Raw genomic sequence first — 15,854 nt, 5'->3', positions numbered from 1 at the left:
TTGAAAATAATCAAATATAGGATTCGGAAAAGTAACTATTCTGTTACCAAATATATAGGGGACATCTCGCCCAACAGTTTTAGAGTATTCAGTATTCTTACACGTGCTTACACATGTTAAAACCATTTGGTAAGAATTACTACAAGTTCAGGTTACAAAATTGTGATATATTGAACTCTGCCGAAACTTCCGGACAGGGAGTGCGGGGGATGTAACGATGCAGATTGTGCAGGGGAAGATCTACAGCACACTGCTTGGGGTGAATTAGGGGTACATATCGTTTCAAATGTAATGATGAACCTATAGGGTGGGCTCCTCATCCGAATCCGACAACTAACTTCGCAGGCACAATGAGGGAGGAAGACCATGATTAACAAGAAACGTATAGCCAAAACAGCAGTAGCATTAATGACAACAGCAATGCTCATTCAAGCCGTTCCGGCTCACGCCGATTCAGTTCATGTGGCCAAAGAGGGGGATACCTTCTACACCTTATCGAAACAATACGGAGTAGCAATTAACACGTTAGTTAAAGCAAACAACGACATTTCGCCTTACAACATTTATGGTGGTTTGAAAATTACGATTCCCGGTAAGTCAAACAATGTAGCAGCCGCTGCGGCAGCGGAGAGCAAGACCCAAGCGAAGACTGTTACTACAGCGAGCTTGGACGTTAACGCAGATAACAAAGTTGTTCAAGCCTGGGGTAAAACATTCGATTACAGCAAAGCTGTGAACGTAAAAGCAACGGCATACTCTGCAGATCCGTCTGAAAATGGAGGCTGGGGTGCAGTCGATTATTTCGGAAATGATCTTGAACTGGGCACGATTGCAGTTGATCCTAGTGTAATTCCACTCGGAACCAAAGTACTGGTAACTGGTCATAGCCATCCAGGATTGCCAAAACAGGCTTTTGTAGCCACAGCGCGAGATGTGGGCGGTGCAATCAAAGGTCACCGGATTGATATCTTTATCCCGGGTAGCAAACAGTCTGTAAGCTCATTTGGTTTTCAGGATATCGAGCTGTACATTCTGAAGTAGAGAGAAAATAACATTTAAAATGAATTCAAACAGGGTGTCTGCCAGTCGCTAATTCGCGATTGAACAGCACCCTTTTAATATTCTCATTATTTGGTATCACGGTCATCCTAATCTTTGGCCTTTGGCAATCCCAACATTTCGTCCAAGGTGACCAGTTCATATCCCCGATTACGCAATTCTTCAATGATTTCAGGCAAAGCCTCAACCGTGCCGTTCAGGTTTGATCCTACACCGCCTCCAGCATGTTGCAGAACGATGGAGCCGGGTTTCACGGCAGACAGGATGTTATCTTTCACCTGTTCTTTTGAAAGGCCTTTCCAGTCCAGGGAGTCTACGTTCCAGTTCACAATGCTATAGTGTTGTTTGGCAGCCCATCTCAGCTGTTCTTCATTAATGTCTCCATAAGGCGGCCGAATCATCTTGGGCGTATATCCCGCCAAACGTCGAATAATATCCTCGGTATGTAAAATTTGTTTGCGAAAGGCATTCATCGACAGTTTACTGAATTCAGGATGATTGTAGCTGTGATTACCAACCATATGCCCTTCCTTAACGATGCGTTTCACAAGATCCGGATGTTTCTCAGCACGACTACCCACGATGAAGAATGTAGCTCTGACATTGTATTTCTTCAATACATCCAGTACTTGTGGAGTAAACCGTGGATCAGGTACATCATCGAAAGTCAGTGCAACCTTCTTGGTTGAAGGACCATTGGTTTTGAACGTATCGGCATATTTTTGACGTAACTGTCCCAATGTCAGTTGTTCTTCTTCCGCAGAATCCGAACCTGATACTGATTCACTTGGCGGGCTTGAAACTTCCCGCGCTGAAACTGGAGCATGATATCCTCCGAGAAAAATAACGATAACCATCAGCATAATGAGGCGTACGCGCATAATATCGGCCTCCTTTTCCAAAATGACGTTCTCCTTGGTATACCCGGGGGTTCCATAAAATATGCGCAGTGTGAGAAGTTTCATTGCCGATTTAGCTCATGACAGCCATAATTCCTCCATATATAACATATATAGAAAAGGATAGGTGGATGGGTATGAGTACATATGATTTGAAATCCATACGTTTACAGGTGATTGAAGCAGGAGAAGATAAGGTTTTTCTCGTTACCGGAGGAAAGGCGCATATTGGCGCCGTAGCTACGTTCTACGTGGATCATGAGCGCGTCAGCGGGACGACGGTACATATTCCTGGGCATAAGGAACAAGAACTGTGTGAGCGGCTTGCCCGAAAGGCTGCTCTGCAGCTGAAAGTAACTGTTACGGTGATCATGGGTATTCATTTTGATTCCATCACGCGGATGCAGATCGACGAAATCGTGCAGACTGCAGAGAGGTTGATGGAGGATCATCTGAACAAAGATAAACGGTCTTCCTGACATAAGAGCCATCGAATGTTTTGATTTTATTTGCTAAAATTGAAACGAGTTGTAGATTGTTACGTATGTATGTTTATATACGATGTAATATCGACTAGGAGGAATAACATAATGTCCATTTTCAAACGTTTGCGTGATTTAACCATGTCTAACATCAACGCCATTATTGACAAGGCGGAAGATCCAATCAAGATGACGGACCAATATATCCGTGACATGCAAGAGGATTTGGAAGATGCAGAGAAGGCAGTAGCTCAACAGATCGCCATTGAGAAGAAATTCAAGCAGTTATTCGAAGAGCAGGAAGCTCTTGTGAAGAAACGTGAAGAGCAGGCGCATACGGCGGCACGTGCTCAGAATCTGGATTTGGCTCGACGTGCCCTGGAAGAGAAAAAGGCTGCTGAGGAGAAGATGGTTGAGTACAAAACCAGCTATGACCAAAACAAGGCTTCGGCAGATAACCTGCGTGGCAAGCTCGACGAGATGCGTAAGCAACTGACTCAAATGAAGAACAAACGCGAAACACTGGTAGCACGTTACAATGCAGCAAAAGCCCAAACTGAAATCAACAAAGCGTTGAATGGGTTTGGTTCTGATACTGCAAGTGCTGGTATGAAGCGTATGGAAGAGAAAATGATGCAGATGGAAGCACAGGCGGAAGCAAGTAACGAAATGTCTTCCAAAGGCAAGTCTTTGGATGAAGAGTTCGAGAAGTTGGGTAAAGATCAGGCTGTTGAAGACGAACTCGCAGCATTGATGAAACAGTACGATAATAAGAACTAATACCTTGGTTGTCAGCAGGGTTAACCAGCGGAGGAGAAGAGTATTTCTCCTTCGCTTTTAAATGCGGTTCATGTTGATATGTGGGGGCTGTGTAAATGGATTTGAATATTTTGGCGATGCTGGTCTGGACCGGATCTGGTTCGGTTTTGCTGTTTGTCTTGATGTATGTAGATTCACTGTTCACGAAATATAAGGATTTTGCTGAAGTTAAGGCTGGCAATATGGCCGTTACTACACGGATGGTTATGAAATTATTTGCACAAGGGTATGTACTCGCTACGTCCATTTCTACGGCTGGTCATCTTGGAGAAGCATTGTTGGTCTCCGTTGTATCCTTTATCATTTTGTTGATTTTGGAGAGTGTTGTACACTTTATGATTCGCAAATGGGCCAATCTGGATCTGGATACAGGAATTCAACAAGGGAAGACAGGATACGGATTGTTCTCTGGCGCTTTACATATCGTGGGCGCACTGATTATTGCAGCTTGTTTATAAGATAAGGAACAGGAGTAATTCTCATGAGTGTATGGAAACGAATTAAAGGAATACTAACAAAACCTGAACCACCGCAGGCAGAGAAAACGATGCTTCAGCTTGCACCTGGTGATATCTGTGAGGTTTCTCTGGTTACTTATGAAGTCGTTGGTCGGGTACAAAATCGCGCTCGAAATGCAGTTGTGCTCACGCTGCAGGATGGTACCGCATTTCGATATTTGCATATCGAAGAACGGGAACTCACACGTTACGCTCTATATACACCCATTGATGGCAGGCTTGATGCACCTGATGAGGTGCCCACATTGCTGGACCTGGATGGACGCGCATATCATCTGGAGGAAGAGTATGGAGGCATGGTATCAACGGCAGGTAGAACTCCATATGGCCAGGCTGGAGAACAATTGGTATGGCAGTATCAGTCGGATGATAATATGCTTCTTCGGGTGGAGTGGCAAGACAGAAGATTTACACTGTATGAGGGTGAGTCCATTCTTCCTGCGGATATCAAAGTGATTCGTTCGAGCTAGGAGAGGTTCCCAATGAAAAAACGCTTGGCACATGGATTAAAATTAATGCTGGTCCTCAGCCTTGTGATGTCTCTGTTGTCCGCGTGCGGAGCACCTTCTGTTCAGGACACATATCCGCTTGAATCGGTTAACGGCAGTGGTAACTCAACGTCTTATGTGTACCGGGCTTCGGACCGCACCGTTCCAGAAGTGGCTCAGGAATTGTCTGACCAAAGGCAACCGGATCAGATCTCGGCAGAGAACACAGAGCGTATGTTCCTCGTGTATCAGGACGAGTATTATCACCTGCAACAAGACCCGAACAAGCCGGAGGATACCTTGGTTGAGGTGGACTCCAAAGAATATGTTCGGCAGAACTACGATTCATCTTTTCTACAAGGCTACCTCACCGCTACATTAATTGGTAATCTTTTTGATTCTTTTGGCGGGCGAGGTTACGGCAACTATCGGGGGTATACCAATAAAGATACGTATAAACCGAGTGCAGGATCTTACCGTACGCCAACAAGTAATGACAAGAAGCTTGCTCCACCTATTACTGTCGATCGGAAAGGTACGATTACAAGGCGCGGAAGCGATAAAGATTCAAGCGTGGGATCTGGCGGAGGATTATTCAACCGCAACAAGGATCAGAGCAAGGGAACCATTGATCGCAATAAGAGCAGTGGTGGGTTGTTTGATTCACCTAAGAAATCCTACAAAAAACCGAAAACCAGAGTGGGCGGCGGCCGAATTAAGAGGCGAAGATAATAAACATCTAATCATAAGAATGGCTGCCAATCGCATAATTCATTTAAGAACAGTGACAAGGGAAGGCGGATTCACCTCGCCGGCACATGACCTTGGAGCTGTTCTTTTTGATTTACGATTTGCGAACATGCTTGGATTTACGTACACGGGGAATCGTTGTAGCTGGCTGTTTGCGAATCCAGCGGATAAATGGAATCATTCGTTCATCCTGTCTCAAGGATTGCAGATCCGTGAGACCAAGGGTTACAATGTCGCGATTGGTGTATAGCGAATGAATCTGTTTGTGACAGGGGATGCACAGGTTGGCTGTTGGCAGCAATGTTCCGCCCATTTCTTTGGGTGTCAGATGATGAACGGTTGTATTCACAGGTTCTCTTCCACATAATTCACATCGATTAATCATGATCATCGCCTCCCTTTGACAATTATATTATGGGCAGACAAGATGCCTTTCATGTTGAACAAAGGTCAAGGAATGTTACAACTGTAAGAAATAAGATTTTGTCACAGGATTCAATAGTGATGTACTTGTTATCTTACAGTATTCGGGCTACACTTTCTTAAAGGATGATAGTCTTTAGGAGGTAAGAATACTTTTGAAAATGAACTCACATTCACATGATATGACAACTGCCAAATTCAATCGAACAGCTGTACAGGTACCGGATGCCCAAGCCAAAATAGCTGCAAGAGTTACTGTAGGCTCCATAGAGAAAGTTCATCTTGAATCTGCTCATGGCCGCACACTTGCAGAGGCGATTCAGGCACCCCATCCGTATCCATTCTTTCGGAGATCGGGTATGGATGGATTCGCGATTATAAGTACAGATACGATAGATGCATCGAGTGATCATCAAGTTTGGTTTCGAGTAATTGATGAAATTCCTTGCGGCTACACCTCGGATCACACCATTGTTTCAGGTACGACGGCTCGCATCATGACCGGTGCACAGGTTCCGGAAGGTGCGGATGCGGTAGTTATGATGGAGATGACCGAGAGCAAGGTAGAGGACGGAGAACAGTGGATTACATTGAAACGGCACATATTGTCGGGTGCTAACATCACCCCAATCGGACTGGAAGTCCAAGAGGGACAGCAACTGCTCGAAGCAGGAACGATCATCAGGGCAGGAGAGCAGTCTGTTTTAGCTACTTTTGGCATAGCAGAAGTTCCCGTATTTCAACGTCCAAAGGTAGCGATATTTGCAACCGGCACGGAATTGCTTAATGTAGATGAGCCATTACAACCAGGTCGAATTCGGAACAGCAACAGTTACATGCTGCGCTCTCTGGTTGTTGAAGCAGGTGGAGAGCCTGTGATGTACGGTTCTATTGCAGACGATGTGAATACGGCAAGGGCCAAGCTGGAAGAAGCCATTCAAGATAATGATATCGTGGTGACCACAGGCGGTGTATCCGTCGGGGATTATGATATTATGGGCGAACTTGTGTTGGAAGAACAGGTGGAGATGTTGTTTAACAAAGTGACGATGCGACCAGGCAGTGTGACTACAGCTGCTGTATATAAAGATAAATTGCTTTTTGCGCTTTCGGGTAACCCGGGGGCTTGTTTTGTAGGATTTGGTTTGTTTGTTCGCCCAACCATACGTTCCATGCAGGCGGATGCTCATCCTTATATGGAAGAATGGACTGCGATCTTGGAAGAAGAGTACACCAAAGTTAATAATTTTACACGTTTCGTACGTGGACGCACAGAGATCCGCAACGGCATGGTATACGCGATACCGGCTGCTGCCCGTGTAGATGAATCCAGCGTGATGATCACCATTAAGGACAGTGATTGCCTGATTGTTGTTCCACCTGAGAAAAAAGGCATTCCTGCGGGTGAGCAGGTACGCATTCTCAAACTGCCCTCAGGTCATGTGAGGTGAGTGGTAGATGACTACAATGAGTGATACAAAACCACATATCATACAGATTGTTGGATACAAAAACACGGGCAAGACAACCCTGACAGCCGCGCTGATCGGGCACTTTTCTTCTATGGGACTTAAAGTAGCAGCAATTAAGCATGATGGACATGACCATTTTGAGATGGATCAAGAAGGAACGGATTCGTATCGATTTGGAGAGGCTGGGGCCTCGGCGGTGGTTGTTATGTCAGAGAAACGTACTGCGATTATGAAGCGACAGCCAACCAAGCTTGAGGATATGTTAAGTCATCTGCCCGGTTATGATTGGATTGTTGTTGAAGGATTCAAGGATGCTTCTTATCCTAAATTCGTGATGGTCCGAGAGGAGAAAGATCTGACCTTGGTTGATCAGCTTGAAGGGGTAGTGGGTGTGATCTCATGGTTACCTTCAGAGCAGTTTATAGAGCGGAGCACCGTAAGCAGAGATATAAAATGGTACTCGGTTCATGAAACGGAGGATCTAGCCAAAGCGTTGTTAGCGATGGTTGAGAGCGAGTGTAGGCAGAATGGTGAAGTCGAATCGTAGAAACGTCAAGAAGTGGGATATTATAATCGCTGGATATGATTGAATGTACAGAGAGTATGATTGATCGCCTTTGGATATAACGTAATTTTTATTATGTAAACTAAATTATTTCTGCTTGTGCTCTTCTCCTTGAATGATGCAAAAAAACAGAAAGCAGCAGACCTTTCTCGGATCGAAATCCTTGATACGGCTTGCTGCTTTTATTATGTTCGGGATGTTACATCCCATCTTCTGTACGACGTTCGATGGCTTCGGACATCGTTTTATCAGTAAGGTGAGCATAGATCTCGGTCGTTTCTGTAGAAGCGTGTCCAAGCTGCTCCTTCGTTTTGTAAATATCATTTTGCAGATAATAGTCGGTTGCGAATGAATGGCGTAATTTGTGCACGGTCAAGAATGGTTTGCCAAAACGTTTGGCGTATTTCATAATCATGGCCTGGATCGCTCTTTTGGTCATTCGGCTGCCTTCCGAATCTCCGTTGCGCAAAGCAATGAACAGACCTTTCTCCCGCTTGGGCGTACGGTAACGTGATTGCCGCAGGTTCATATAAGTCGCAAGTTCGTCCTTGGCCTGTTCCCTGAAATAAACGGGGGTTTTGTACGTCTCATCATTGTTACCTTTGCGATAAACATACAGGAGTTTGTTGTTCAGATCGAGATCATCGACGTTCAGGTTGACAACTTCCGACACCCGTAAACCTGAATTGAGGATCAGGCTGGCAATGCAGGCGTCCCGTTCTTTGTTGAGCTCATGGGAATACAGTGCCTGTTTGTTCTTCTCCATATCAACAGCGTAACCTTCAAGAATATAGCCGATAAATTCAAGCAGTTCCTCTTCCTCCAGAATTTTACCTTTGAGTTTGGCAGCGGTATCCTTGGGTTTATGGGTACGCTTGATCTCGATTTTGGCCATAATGTTCCGCTTCAGCAGAGGATAAAAGTCTTCATCTTCCGCAATCTGGCTCAGGTAATGGAAAAGGGATCGAAGGGAAGAGAGTTTGCGAGAGACGGTAATTCTGGAATTGGTTCCTTCCCGTTTGGTTGTGAGAAATAACCGATAGGCGGTAACCGAATCCATGCGTAGGACTTCCAGTTCAGTCAAGGTAACTTCTTTATTAGAGCTTGCCTCGGACAGCCCTTCTGCTCGCAACCATCCGAAGAAAGCTTCGTAATCTCTCAGATATTCGAGCAGGGTAGAGGGGGACAGGTCAGGCAGCTTGTAGTCCATGAATTGCTGAACGAACCAAGGCATGGAAGGTAGTTTGTCATCCAGCTTGCGTCGATCAATCTCTTTTTGCACGTTGGTCAAGTTCGACACCTCCATGTGAAAAACATATAAAATGAATATTCAATTTAATCGTATTCTATGCTCTAGTGTACCATAATTTACATGCTCACAGCTTGTTCACTAAAGCAGGCAGTAAGTAGGGGATGCTTCCTTGCCCTTCGGCGCGTAAACCTTTAAAGTAATTAGTATACGTAAAGCAGAGGAGGTGAACCGGATGAATATGAAAATAGAACTGGTTCCCCGGGAACGCAGTCAGGTGATTCGGCATTTAATGCAATTTTATCTATATGATTTTACCAAATATCTGAATATTGATGTGGACAGTAACGGCATTTTTCCGGAATATCCGGGTCTGGAGGCATTCTGGGCAGAAGAAGACCGCAAGTTTCCTTTTTTGATTACAAGTGACGGGGCACCTGCAGGGTTTGCTCTGGTGGAGAAATTGGAGCCTGGTAGTAAGGATAATGACTACTATTTGACTGAGTTTTTTGTGATGCAAAAATATCGGCGCAGTGGATTGGGTACTCGGGCAGCCTATGAGCTGTTTAGACGTTTTCCAGGAAGATGGAAAGTAACCCAGGTTCGTAACAATGTCATTGCGCAGGCGTTCTGGCGAAAAATTATAGGGGATTATACCGGAGGCCGCTTTCGAGAGAAGTTCCATCCGGAACTGGGTAATCCAAGCCAGTATTTTGTAACCTGATTCCCATCGGGGTTTACTTACATATCAAGTATTTGCATGAATGCGATATAAGTTGAACTAATCATTTACACGATAACGGAGAGGACAGAAAAAACCTGAAAAAGCGAAGCGTTCGCCTAAAAGCTTTCAGAAAGAAAGCTGCATCGGAAGCATAAGCTATCCCCGGATTTTCCCCTTCGGAAAAAGGGAATCAAAAAATCTGGGGATAACAGCGATTGGAAGGTTATTCTGTCATCGTAGTGTCAGTGTAAATAATCTTTAGTTCAACTTATAAATCTGATGAAGGAGTGAGTCACATGAACGTACCCACATTCCATCTCGATGGACAGACAGCACTGGTGACAGGCGCGGGGAGAGGGATCGGAAAAGCAGTTGCGATAGGACTTGCCCAGTCAGGCAGTGACGTTGTACTTGTATCCCGAACAATGAAAGAAATTGAGGAGACAGCCGCCTACATCTATGAACAGACGGGGCGTAAAGCGCTAGCTCTGACTGCGGATGTGACATCAAAAGAACAACTGGAAGAGACGTTTCAAGAGGCGATCTCGGAGATGGGTAGTCTGGACATTCTGGTGAATAACGCAGGTATGAACATACGGACACCAGCACTTGAAGTTACGGACGAGCAGTGGGAGACCATCATGCAGACAAACTTAAAATCGGCTTTTTTTGCTTCGCAATTAGCGGGTCAGCATATGAAAGAACGTGGGACTGGGAAGATCATTAACATCTCTTCGGTAGGTGGGCATACGGCTTTGCGGACAGGGGTTGTATATGGTGCGACCAAAGCTGCGTTAATTCATATGACCAAAGTGCTCGCACTGGAATGGGGAAAGTATGGAATCCGTGTCAATTCAGTAGGGCCATGGTATTTCCGAACACCTTTGACTGAAAAGCTGCTGGATGATCCCCAGTATTTGCAGGAAATTGTAAGTCGTACACCGCTACAGCGAGTGGGAGAACTGGAAGAAGTGGTAGGGCCAGTTGTATTCCTGGCATCAGATGCAGCGGGATATATAACGGGTCAAACGTTGTTGGTTGACGGTGGAATGTCCATTTATGGTTTCTAAATAAATTAACTTGGGTGCAGTCTGGAAAAGTGGGTGGCATAACCAACTCATGGGTAATAACATAAGGGAAGTTGAAGTTAATCTGTATTTCTATTTATCTGTACCCAATTCACTGAACTTGGAGGAAGATAACCATGGAAACGCGCAAGTACGGTAATACTGGCATGAACGTAAGTACACTTGGATTTGGCGGAGCGGAAATAGGCAAAAATGTATCCAAAACGGATGTAGCGACATTGCTGAATAGTGCCCTGGATGCTGGATTAAACGTGATAGACACGGCTGAATGTTACGGTGACAGCGAGGAATTAATCGGTGAGGTGCTGTCACATCGGCGTGATGACTACTATTTGTTCACCAAATGTGGACATGCTGCCGGGATTGAAGGTCCGGATTGGGATGCCAAAGTACTGGAGCAAACGATTGAACGCAGTCTGAAACGGCTGAAAACAGACTATGTGGATGTTATCCATTTGCATAGCTGCTCTGAAGAAGTACTCCGACAAGGAGCAGTAATCGAAGTACTGCAACGTGCCAAGGAAACGGGAAAAACCAGATTTATCGGATATAGTGGGGATACAACAGATGCGCTATATGCGATTCAGACCGGAGTATTTGACAGCCTGGAGACTTCATTAAATATCGCAGATCAGGAAGCAATTGATCTTACGTTGCCTGAGGCAAGAAAAAGAAACATGGGAGTAATGGCCAAAAGACCTATTGCCAATGCGGCCTGGACGTATGAAACACTTTCGGAAGAGGCTTATCCATTCATATACTGGAAGCGCTTAAGTGAACTTAACTATGGTTTTCTGGGTGAGGATGCCCAGGCAGCGGTGGAAACAGCACTGCGTTTTACGCTAAGTACCGAAGGAGTAGATACGGCTATTGTAGGAACAGCCAAGCCCAATCGCTGGCAGCAAAATGCCGACCTTGTGGCTAAAGGCACATTACCACAGGAAATATATGATGAGATTAGAACACGATGGAAAGAAATCGCCGGAACAGATTGGACTGGCCGGACTTAAATTGGAAATATTAGCGAAGTCGCCTTTATGGCGGCTTTTTTTATGACCAACATAAAATATTTTCAATATATGAAAAATTCATAACAGTATTCGAACAGAGGCTGCGATAAATTTTAGGGGATAATGCCTATACGTCAGCCTAGTTCGAAAACTGGTGAAAAAGGATAAAAAGGAAAAATCCCAGGAGGCAGCCCTTCTTATAAACGACTAAATTTATAAAAAACGACGAAGCTATTGAGAAAATACGAAAAAGTAACAGTCTACGTTCAATTTAAAAGAAATAACGACTTATTTTATAAAATTTCAACATATGAAAAATTCACAATAGAGAGATCATTTTCCCACCTTAGTTACCATCTCTCATATAGCCACATTGACGCACCACCATGTTTAAAAGGAAAACCATTCTAAGCGATTGAAGTCAACCACTTTTTTTGCGGATTTAAATAGAATTGAAAATATATCTTTATTCTGATCTTAAAAAGCATACAGCTTAAAAAGCATACAGCTTAAAAGCATCATCAGAATAAATGAAACATATTAAATATTATGTAAACTAATAATAATTCTTTTTGGCAATACAGACATAAAACCTCCATGACCTGTAAATCGTAAGGGGATAAGGTAGAAGGAGGAGCTTCATGAAAAGTCAGCAACACCGTAAAAACGACGACGAAAAACTAAGTTGGGTCAGCTTATCCCTGTTTGGCGCGGGTTGCACACTGGGAACGGGATTTTTTCTAGGGACCAGTCTGGCGATTCATTGGGCTGGGATATCCGTACTTATATTGTTGGTGCTGGCGGCAGCAGGTACTTACTTTGTATTTGGTGCGCTGGCACAGATGACCGCAGAAGATCCAAAGGAAGGCGCTTTTCGAACGTATGCAGGCGAAGCATTCGGACCTTGGGCTGGTTTTGGTAGTGGATGGATGTACTGGTTCTCTGAAATGCTCATCATGGGCAGCTCATTAACGGCACTTGGGCTGTTCTCTCAATTCTGGTTTCCCAAGTTTCCGCTTTGGACATTTGTTGCGATCTATGCCGCTATAGGTCTCTTCATTGCTGCACTGGGAGCAAAGGGATTAACCAAAACGGAGAATATTCTTGCTGTAATCAAACTTGCTGCAACGGTTGCATTTATAGCTATAGCAGGAGCGGCTTGTCTAGGTTGGCTACCGGTAAAAGTGACACCAGAGCAATTGAAGAATGAGTGGTTCCCGCATGGGGGTAAAGGCGTATGGACCGGTTTCATCTATGCATTCTTTGCTTTTGCCGGGATCGAGGTTATGGGGTTGATGGCAGCTAACCTGAAAGAACCAAAAGATGCAGTGAAATCAGGTCGAGTAATGTTATTATCGGTGAGTACACTCTATGTGATTTCAATTGCGTTGATCCTGTTGCTTGTGCCTTCAACTCAGTTAACTCCAGATGAAAGCCCGCTTGTCAAAGCCATGTCAACCATTGGATTAACCGTTGTGGTCCACATTCTCAACGGAATTCTGATTATAGCCGGATTCTCGACGATGGTGGCTTCGTTATATGCCATTACGTCCATGTTGGTGAAACTCGCAGAAGATGGAGATGCACCAAAGCTGTTCACGAAGACCTGGGGAAAAAAGGACATGCCACTTCAGGCATTGTGCTGTACAGCGGCTGGATTAGTCCTGTCTACCTTGATGGCATTATGGATGCCCAAGAGTTTGTTTGAATATGTGACGACAGCAGGTAGTCTGGTATTAATGTATACATGGCTGCTCATCTGCATCACGTACATTAAAAAAATGAAGCCTGTGAAGTGGAATCGCATCAAAGTGTGGATTGCCATGGTATTAATTGTGGCCGCTGTGGCCGGAACAGCGATGGAAAAAGCCAGCAGAACGGGTCTGCTGGCAAGTGTGGGACTTGTCGTATTTCTTGGGATCATCACGTATGTTGTTCATAAGGTTCGTGGCTCGAAACCACCGCAGTCAGCACCATCCAAACCATAAGTACCTTTCAGCAACTTTCGTGGATGTCGCACAACGGATTAATGAGTGCTTTAAGATTATTTCGTCAACTTGCCTAGGGCTTGCTTCATCCGCATGAATGGACATTTGGAGGGTGTCTGCTCATCATCAGGCAAGAAATACTGTTTCCATTCCAGATTATCTTGCTGACCATACCACATCAGCGAAGGGTGAGCAGGTACAGCATCATACGCAGCGAGACGTTTGCGAATCAAGGTTTTCATTTTACGGCCAAGAGGGGTATTGTCATTAATGGATTCGAATACCCACCGTGGTTGAAAAGCAAACATGAGATAAGGAAAATGCCGGCTGGCTCGGAGTTCATGTGCAGGAGTTGCACAGAAACAAAAGTAAGGCTCTCCGCCAAAGCAAAATTCCCATGATGAATCATGAGGATCGGTTGAAATATGTTCTGGCCACGGCTCGGTATCGTGTGAACTTACCCGATTAAGCATTTGCCAGAATAACGTCTGATATTGCTCTACCGTTGTATGATCTTTCAGATCAGTTGGCGTATCACAGATCACAACCATGGAAGCGTAATGACCGGTGTCTCTGGATACAGGACCATATTGTCTAAGCAGATCCGCCATATCTTCGGCAGCTTGTTCAGATCGGGGGTCACACGTAAAGCCATACCTCAAATGTCCGGACAGAAATCCCATTCGTCCAGGTACACATGGATACGTATTATTTTCATCGGCGATCATATCTGCAAATTGCGAATAAGCGTCCTGCTGCCAAGATGGTAGACGCTCATATAAACTATTTATTTCGTCGGCACTATACAGCTCCGCCATTGATTCCCAACTCCATTCCACATGATACCGTTACAGTATTAATGTGGGGGAAGTTGGGTGACTGTCCAGCCTGATTTTATTGTCAGAAAAATATGGAACGCACAGCTTCGTAACCGAAATACAAACCAAATCCGATCAGGCAGATTCCCGAAATGATGGAGATCCAGCGCAATACATTTTCACTGCTATGTTTGTGGAATCGACTGGCCATTCCAGCCATAATGACATCCCACACCAGAATGCCAATAAATATGCCTGAACTGTAGAGCAGTAAATGAGCGGTGTCCGTATGCTTTACAGTTGTCGCGAGAATGGAGCCATAGATCCCAAGCCAAAACAAAATATTCAGTGGATTGGACAGAGCCATCAAAAAGCCAGAAATAAACGATTTTCGAACAGTCGCCTCCGCAGTAGATGTACCTTGAATCCCCTGTTTCAGCTTCGAGAGCGTTTCCACTCCCGTGTAAATCAGAATAAAACTGCCAAATGACCAGAGAAAAGAGCGCATAAACGGCGTGTCCAGAAAATGGGCAACTCCAAAATAAATCAGCAGCATATACACCAAGTCTGCAAACATAGCTCCGAGTCCTAGAATCCAGGCATGCATGAATCCATGTCGAGCTCCACGGTCCAGTTGAGCAGCATTAATCGGACCGATTGGAGCGGACAATGATATTCCCAGAATAATATAACTGAACAGTACAGACATAAATACGTTCACTCCTTAACGGGTTCGACGAATTGTACCAGTAGTCACATAAAATGGGTACAAGTCATCGTATTCCCGCAAGGAGTGAATTAGAACAAACTGTGAGGATATAGCACTTTAACCAGCAGGCGACTCCACATCGAGTTGAACAGGTGTACAATGATAGCCATTGCAAGAACTTTCCTCGCACGGACAAGCCGATAAACCGATGATCAGATCCATCAAAGCTTCCATTTCAACATAATCCCCTGCACATGATTCGGGAGCGATAACATCAATTTTGCCTTCACCATCTACTACGGAATTCATAAACAGATTGAAAGGATAATGTTGATCCGGGGGAGAGATACCGAAAGGTTCAAGAGCAGTATTCAGATTATTATAACAACTGGGATGGTCCTTTTTATCATATAAGACCTCATACATTTCCGGACGACAGGCCGAATTGAAAAAATCATGAATGCCTACAGTTTCACTGACAATGGAAATGAGAGGTTTATAACGGTTGGAATACAGGCATTGCCCCGGTTTAATTCTGTAATTGCGCAGGACATCGAGGGTTACCCCGGGATCAAGCCGATTATTAATATTCTGTGCATCATAAGCGACAAAGTCAACCACTTGCTGCCCTTCCAAATCAGTTATACGGATCAGTGAGCCTTTTTTCACTCTAAGAGCGTAGCCTGTCTTGGCAGGAATGTGAATAGATTGTTTATGAGATTCCGTTGAATTCATCACTGTCTCCTCCGATGTCTTTTTACTTCAGTATGCGGAGACGACATTGCTTTCATGC

18 protein-coding genes and 1 riboswitch are annotated in these 15,854 nt (G+C 44.6%); of the genes, 12 read left to right on the top strand and 6 right to left on the bottom strand.

The window, feature by feature from the left end; genetic code table 11:
• Window positions 1–168: 168 nt before the first annotated feature.
• Window positions 169–364: riboswitch (cyclic di-AMP (ydaO/yuaA leader) on the top strand.
• A gap of 2 nt (window positions 365–366) precedes the next feature.
• Entirely contained in the window at window positions 367–1,041 is a 675-nt protein-coding gene (locus F0220_RS17570; protein ID WP_105599096.1) for a 3D domain-containing protein, read from the top strand.
• Window positions 1,042–1,148: 107 nt separating this feature from the next.
• Here F0220_RS17570 and F0220_RS17565 read toward each other — a convergent pair whose 3' ends face one another.
• The gene (locus F0220_RS17565) at window positions 1,149–1,940 is read right to left on the bottom strand and encodes a polysaccharide deacetylase family protein (RefSeq protein WP_105599171.1); all 792 of its coding nucleotides are present in this window, start codon (window positions 1,938–1,940) and stop codon (window positions 1,149–1,151) included.
• A 155-nt stretch (window positions 1,941–2,095) separates the two neighbouring features.
• Between F0220_RS17565 and F0220_RS17560 the strand changes: the two genes are divergently transcribed.
• The 5 genes from F0220_RS17560 (at window position 2,096) to F0220_RS17540 (ending at window position 4,997) form a co-directional block, all read left to right on the top strand.
• Window positions 2,096–2,437 carry a prenylated flavin chaperone LpdD gene (locus F0220_RS17560; protein WP_051447323.1) on the top strand — a complete coding sequence of 114 codons (342 nt, stop codon included), beginning with the start codon at window positions 2,096–2,098 and terminating at the stop codon, window positions 2,435–2,437.
• Between the two features lie 111 nt (window positions 2,438–2,548).
• Entirely contained in the window at window positions 2,549–3,220 is a 672-nt protein-coding gene (locus F0220_RS17555) for a PspA/IM30 family protein (RefSeq protein ID WP_091020758.1), read from the top strand.
• Window positions 3,221–3,315: 95 nt separating this feature from the next.
• Complete coding sequence (locus F0220_RS17550; RefSeq protein WP_036613690.1) at window positions 3,316–3,717, top strand: DUF350 domain-containing protein; 402 nt, start codon at window positions 3,316–3,318, stop codon at window positions 3,715–3,717.
• A gap of 23 nt (window positions 3,718–3,740) precedes the next feature.
• Window positions 3,741–4,247: a DUF4178 domain-containing protein gene (locus F0220_RS17545; RefSeq protein WP_076317633.1), complete on the top strand. Its 507-nt coding sequence runs from the start codon at window positions 3,741–3,743 to the stop codon at window positions 4,245–4,247.
• A gap of 12 nt (window positions 4,248–4,259) precedes the next feature.
• A complete protein-coding gene (locus F0220_RS17540; protein WP_091020759.1) occupies window positions 4,260–4,997 on the top strand; it encodes a DUF4247 domain-containing protein in 738 nt (245 codons plus the stop codon).
• A 112-nt stretch (window positions 4,998–5,109) separates the two neighbouring features.
• Here F0220_RS17540 and F0220_RS17535 read toward each other — a convergent pair whose 3' ends face one another.
• Entirely contained in the window at window positions 5,110–5,400 is a 291-nt protein-coding gene (locus F0220_RS17535) for an HNH nuclease-like protein HlpB (protein ID WP_105599095.1), read from the bottom strand.
• Between the two features lie 199 nt (window positions 5,401–5,599).
• Here F0220_RS17535 and glp point away from each other — a divergent pair, with 199 nt between their 5' ends.
• Window positions 5,600–6,889 carry a molybdopterin molybdotransferase MoeA gene (glp, locus tag F0220_RS17530; protein WP_105599170.1) on the top strand — a complete coding sequence of 430 codons (1,290 nt, stop codon included), beginning with the start codon at window positions 5,600–5,602 and terminating at the stop codon, window positions 6,887–6,889.
• Between the two features lie 7 nt (window positions 6,890–6,896).
• A complete protein-coding gene (mobB, locus tag F0220_RS17525) occupies window positions 6,897–7,457 on the top strand; it encodes a molybdopterin-guanine dinucleotide biosynthesis protein B (RefSeq protein WP_091020761.1) in 561 nt (186 codons plus the stop codon).
• Window positions 7,458–7,674: 217 nt separating this feature from the next.
• On the opposite strand, the gene xerS is transcribed toward mobB, so the two are convergent.
• Window positions 7,675–8,781 carry a tyrosine recombinase XerS gene (xerS, locus tag F0220_RS17520; protein WP_091020762.1) on the bottom strand — a complete coding sequence of 369 codons (1,107 nt, stop codon included), beginning with the start codon at window positions 8,779–8,781 and terminating at the stop codon, window positions 7,675–7,677.
• Between the two features lie 178 nt (window positions 8,782–8,959).
• On the opposite strand from xerS, the gene F0220_RS17515 reads away from it, so the two are divergent.
• From F0220_RS17515 to F0220_RS17500, 4 genes are all read left to right on the top strand, one after another.
• On the top strand, window positions 8,960–9,448 hold the full coding sequence (locus F0220_RS17515) for a GNAT family N-acetyltransferase (RefSeq protein WP_091020763.1): 489 nt from the start codon (window positions 8,960–8,962) through the stop codon (window positions 9,446–9,448).
• Between the two features lie 296 nt (window positions 9,449–9,744).
• Entirely contained in the window at window positions 9,745–10,518 is a 774-nt protein-coding gene (locus F0220_RS17510; protein WP_091020764.1) for an SDR family NAD(P)-dependent oxidoreductase, read from the top strand.
• 134 nt (window positions 10,519–10,652) lie between these two features.
• A complete protein-coding gene (locus F0220_RS17505) occupies window positions 10,653–11,546 on the top strand; it encodes an aldo/keto reductase (RefSeq protein WP_091020765.1) in 894 nt (297 codons plus the stop codon).
• 641 nt (window positions 11,547–12,187) lie between these two features.
• On the top strand, window positions 12,188–13,534 hold the full coding sequence (locus F0220_RS17500) for an amino acid permease (RefSeq protein WP_105599094.1): 1,347 nt from the start codon (window positions 12,188–12,190) through the stop codon (window positions 13,532–13,534).
• 56 nt (window positions 13,535–13,590) lie between these two features.
• Here the strand turns inward: F0220_RS17500 and F0220_RS17495 are convergent, their stop codons facing one another.
• From F0220_RS17495 to F0220_RS17485, 3 genes are all read right to left on the bottom strand, one after another.
• A complete protein-coding gene (locus F0220_RS17495; RefSeq protein ID WP_091019597.1) occupies window positions 13,591–14,352 on the bottom strand; it encodes a YqcI/YcgG family protein in 762 nt (253 codons plus the stop codon).
• An 82-nt stretch (window positions 14,353–14,434) separates the two neighbouring features.
• Window positions 14,435–15,061 carry a LysE family translocator gene (locus tag F0220_RS17490; RefSeq protein WP_017688112.1) on the bottom strand — a complete coding sequence of 209 codons (627 nt, stop codon included), beginning with the start codon at window positions 15,059–15,061 and terminating at the stop codon, window positions 14,435–14,437.
• A gap of 117 nt (window positions 15,062–15,178) precedes the next feature.
• Window positions 15,179–15,796, bottom strand: a complete 618-nt coding sequence (locus F0220_RS17485; RefSeq protein ID WP_091019596.1) for a DUF1989 domain-containing protein — start codon at window positions 15,794–15,796, stop codon at window positions 15,179–15,181.
• Between the last annotated feature and the right edge of the window lie 58 nt (window positions 15,797–15,854).

It is taken from the genome of Paenibacillus sp. 37 (assembly GCF_008386395.1).
Taxonomy (GTDB): domain Bacteria; phylum Bacillota; class Bacilli; order Paenibacillales; family Paenibacillaceae; genus Paenibacillus; species Paenibacillus amylolyticus_B.
Note: the sequence above shows the minus strand (reverse complement) of the source record. Positions and strands in the feature narration are given on the sequence as shown.

What these genes read in the sequence shown, in the direction of transcription:
- F0220_RS17570 (WP_105599096.1), top strand. Translation starts at nt 367, where the DNA reads ATGATTAACAAGAAACGTATAGCCAAAACAGCAGTAGCATTAATGACA.
- F0220_RS17565 (WP_105599171.1), bottom strand. Translation starts at nt 1,940, where the DNA reads ATGCGCGTACGCCTCATTATGCTGATGGTTATCGTTATTTTTCTCGGA.
- F0220_RS17560 (WP_051447323.1), top strand. Translation starts at nt 2,096, where the DNA reads ATGAGTACATATGATTTGAAATCCATACGTTTACAGGTGATTGAAGCA.
- F0220_RS17555 (WP_091020758.1), top strand. Translation starts at nt 2,549, where the DNA reads ATGTCCATTTTCAAACGTTTGCGTGATTTAACCATGTCTAACATCAAC.
- F0220_RS17550 (WP_036613690.1), top strand. Translation starts at nt 3,316, where the DNA reads ATGGATTTGAATATTTTGGCGATGCTGGTCTGGACCGGATCTGGTTCG.
- F0220_RS17545 (WP_076317633.1), top strand. Translation starts at nt 3,741, where the DNA reads ATGAGTGTATGGAAACGAATTAAAGGAATACTAACAAAACCTGAACCA.
- F0220_RS17540 (WP_091020759.1), top strand. Translation starts at nt 4,260, where the DNA reads ATGAAAAAACGCTTGGCACATGGATTAAAATTAATGCTGGTCCTCAGC.
- F0220_RS17535 (WP_105599095.1), bottom strand. Translation starts at nt 5,400, where the DNA reads ATGATTAATCGATGTGAATTATGTGGAAGAGAACCTGTGAATACAACC.
- glp (WP_105599170.1), top strand. Translation starts at nt 5,600, where the DNA reads ATGAACTCACATTCACATGATATGACAACTGCCAAATTCAATCGAACA.
- mobB (WP_091020761.1), top strand. Translation starts at nt 6,897, where the DNA reads ATGACTACAATGAGTGATACAAAACCACATATCATACAGATTGTTGGA.
- xerS (WP_091020762.1), bottom strand. Translation starts at nt 8,781, where the DNA reads ATGGAGGTGTCGAACTTGACCAACGTGCAAAAAGAGATTGATCGACGC.
- F0220_RS17515 (WP_091020763.1), top strand. Translation starts at nt 8,960, where the DNA reads ATGAATATGAAAATAGAACTGGTTCCCCGGGAACGCAGTCAGGTGATT.
- F0220_RS17510 (WP_091020764.1), top strand. Translation starts at nt 9,745, where the DNA reads ATGAACGTACCCACATTCCATCTCGATGGACAGACAGCACTGGTGACA.
- F0220_RS17505 (WP_091020765.1), top strand. Translation starts at nt 10,653, where the DNA reads ATGGAAACGCGCAAGTACGGTAATACTGGCATGAACGTAAGTACACTT.
- F0220_RS17500 (WP_105599094.1), top strand. Translation starts at nt 12,188, where the DNA reads ATGAAAAGTCAGCAACACCGTAAAAACGACGACGAAAAACTAAGTTGG.
- F0220_RS17495 (WP_091019597.1), bottom strand. Translation starts at nt 14,352, where the DNA reads ATGGCGGAGCTGTATAGTGCCGACGAAATAAATAGTTTATATGAGCGT.
- F0220_RS17490 (WP_017688112.1), bottom strand. Translation starts at nt 15,061, where the DNA reads ATGTCTGTACTGTTCAGTTATATTATTCTGGGAATATCATTGTCCGCT.
- F0220_RS17485 (WP_091019596.1), bottom strand. Translation starts at nt 15,796, where the DNA reads ATGAATTCAACGGAATCTCATAAACAATCTATTCACATTCCTGCCAAG.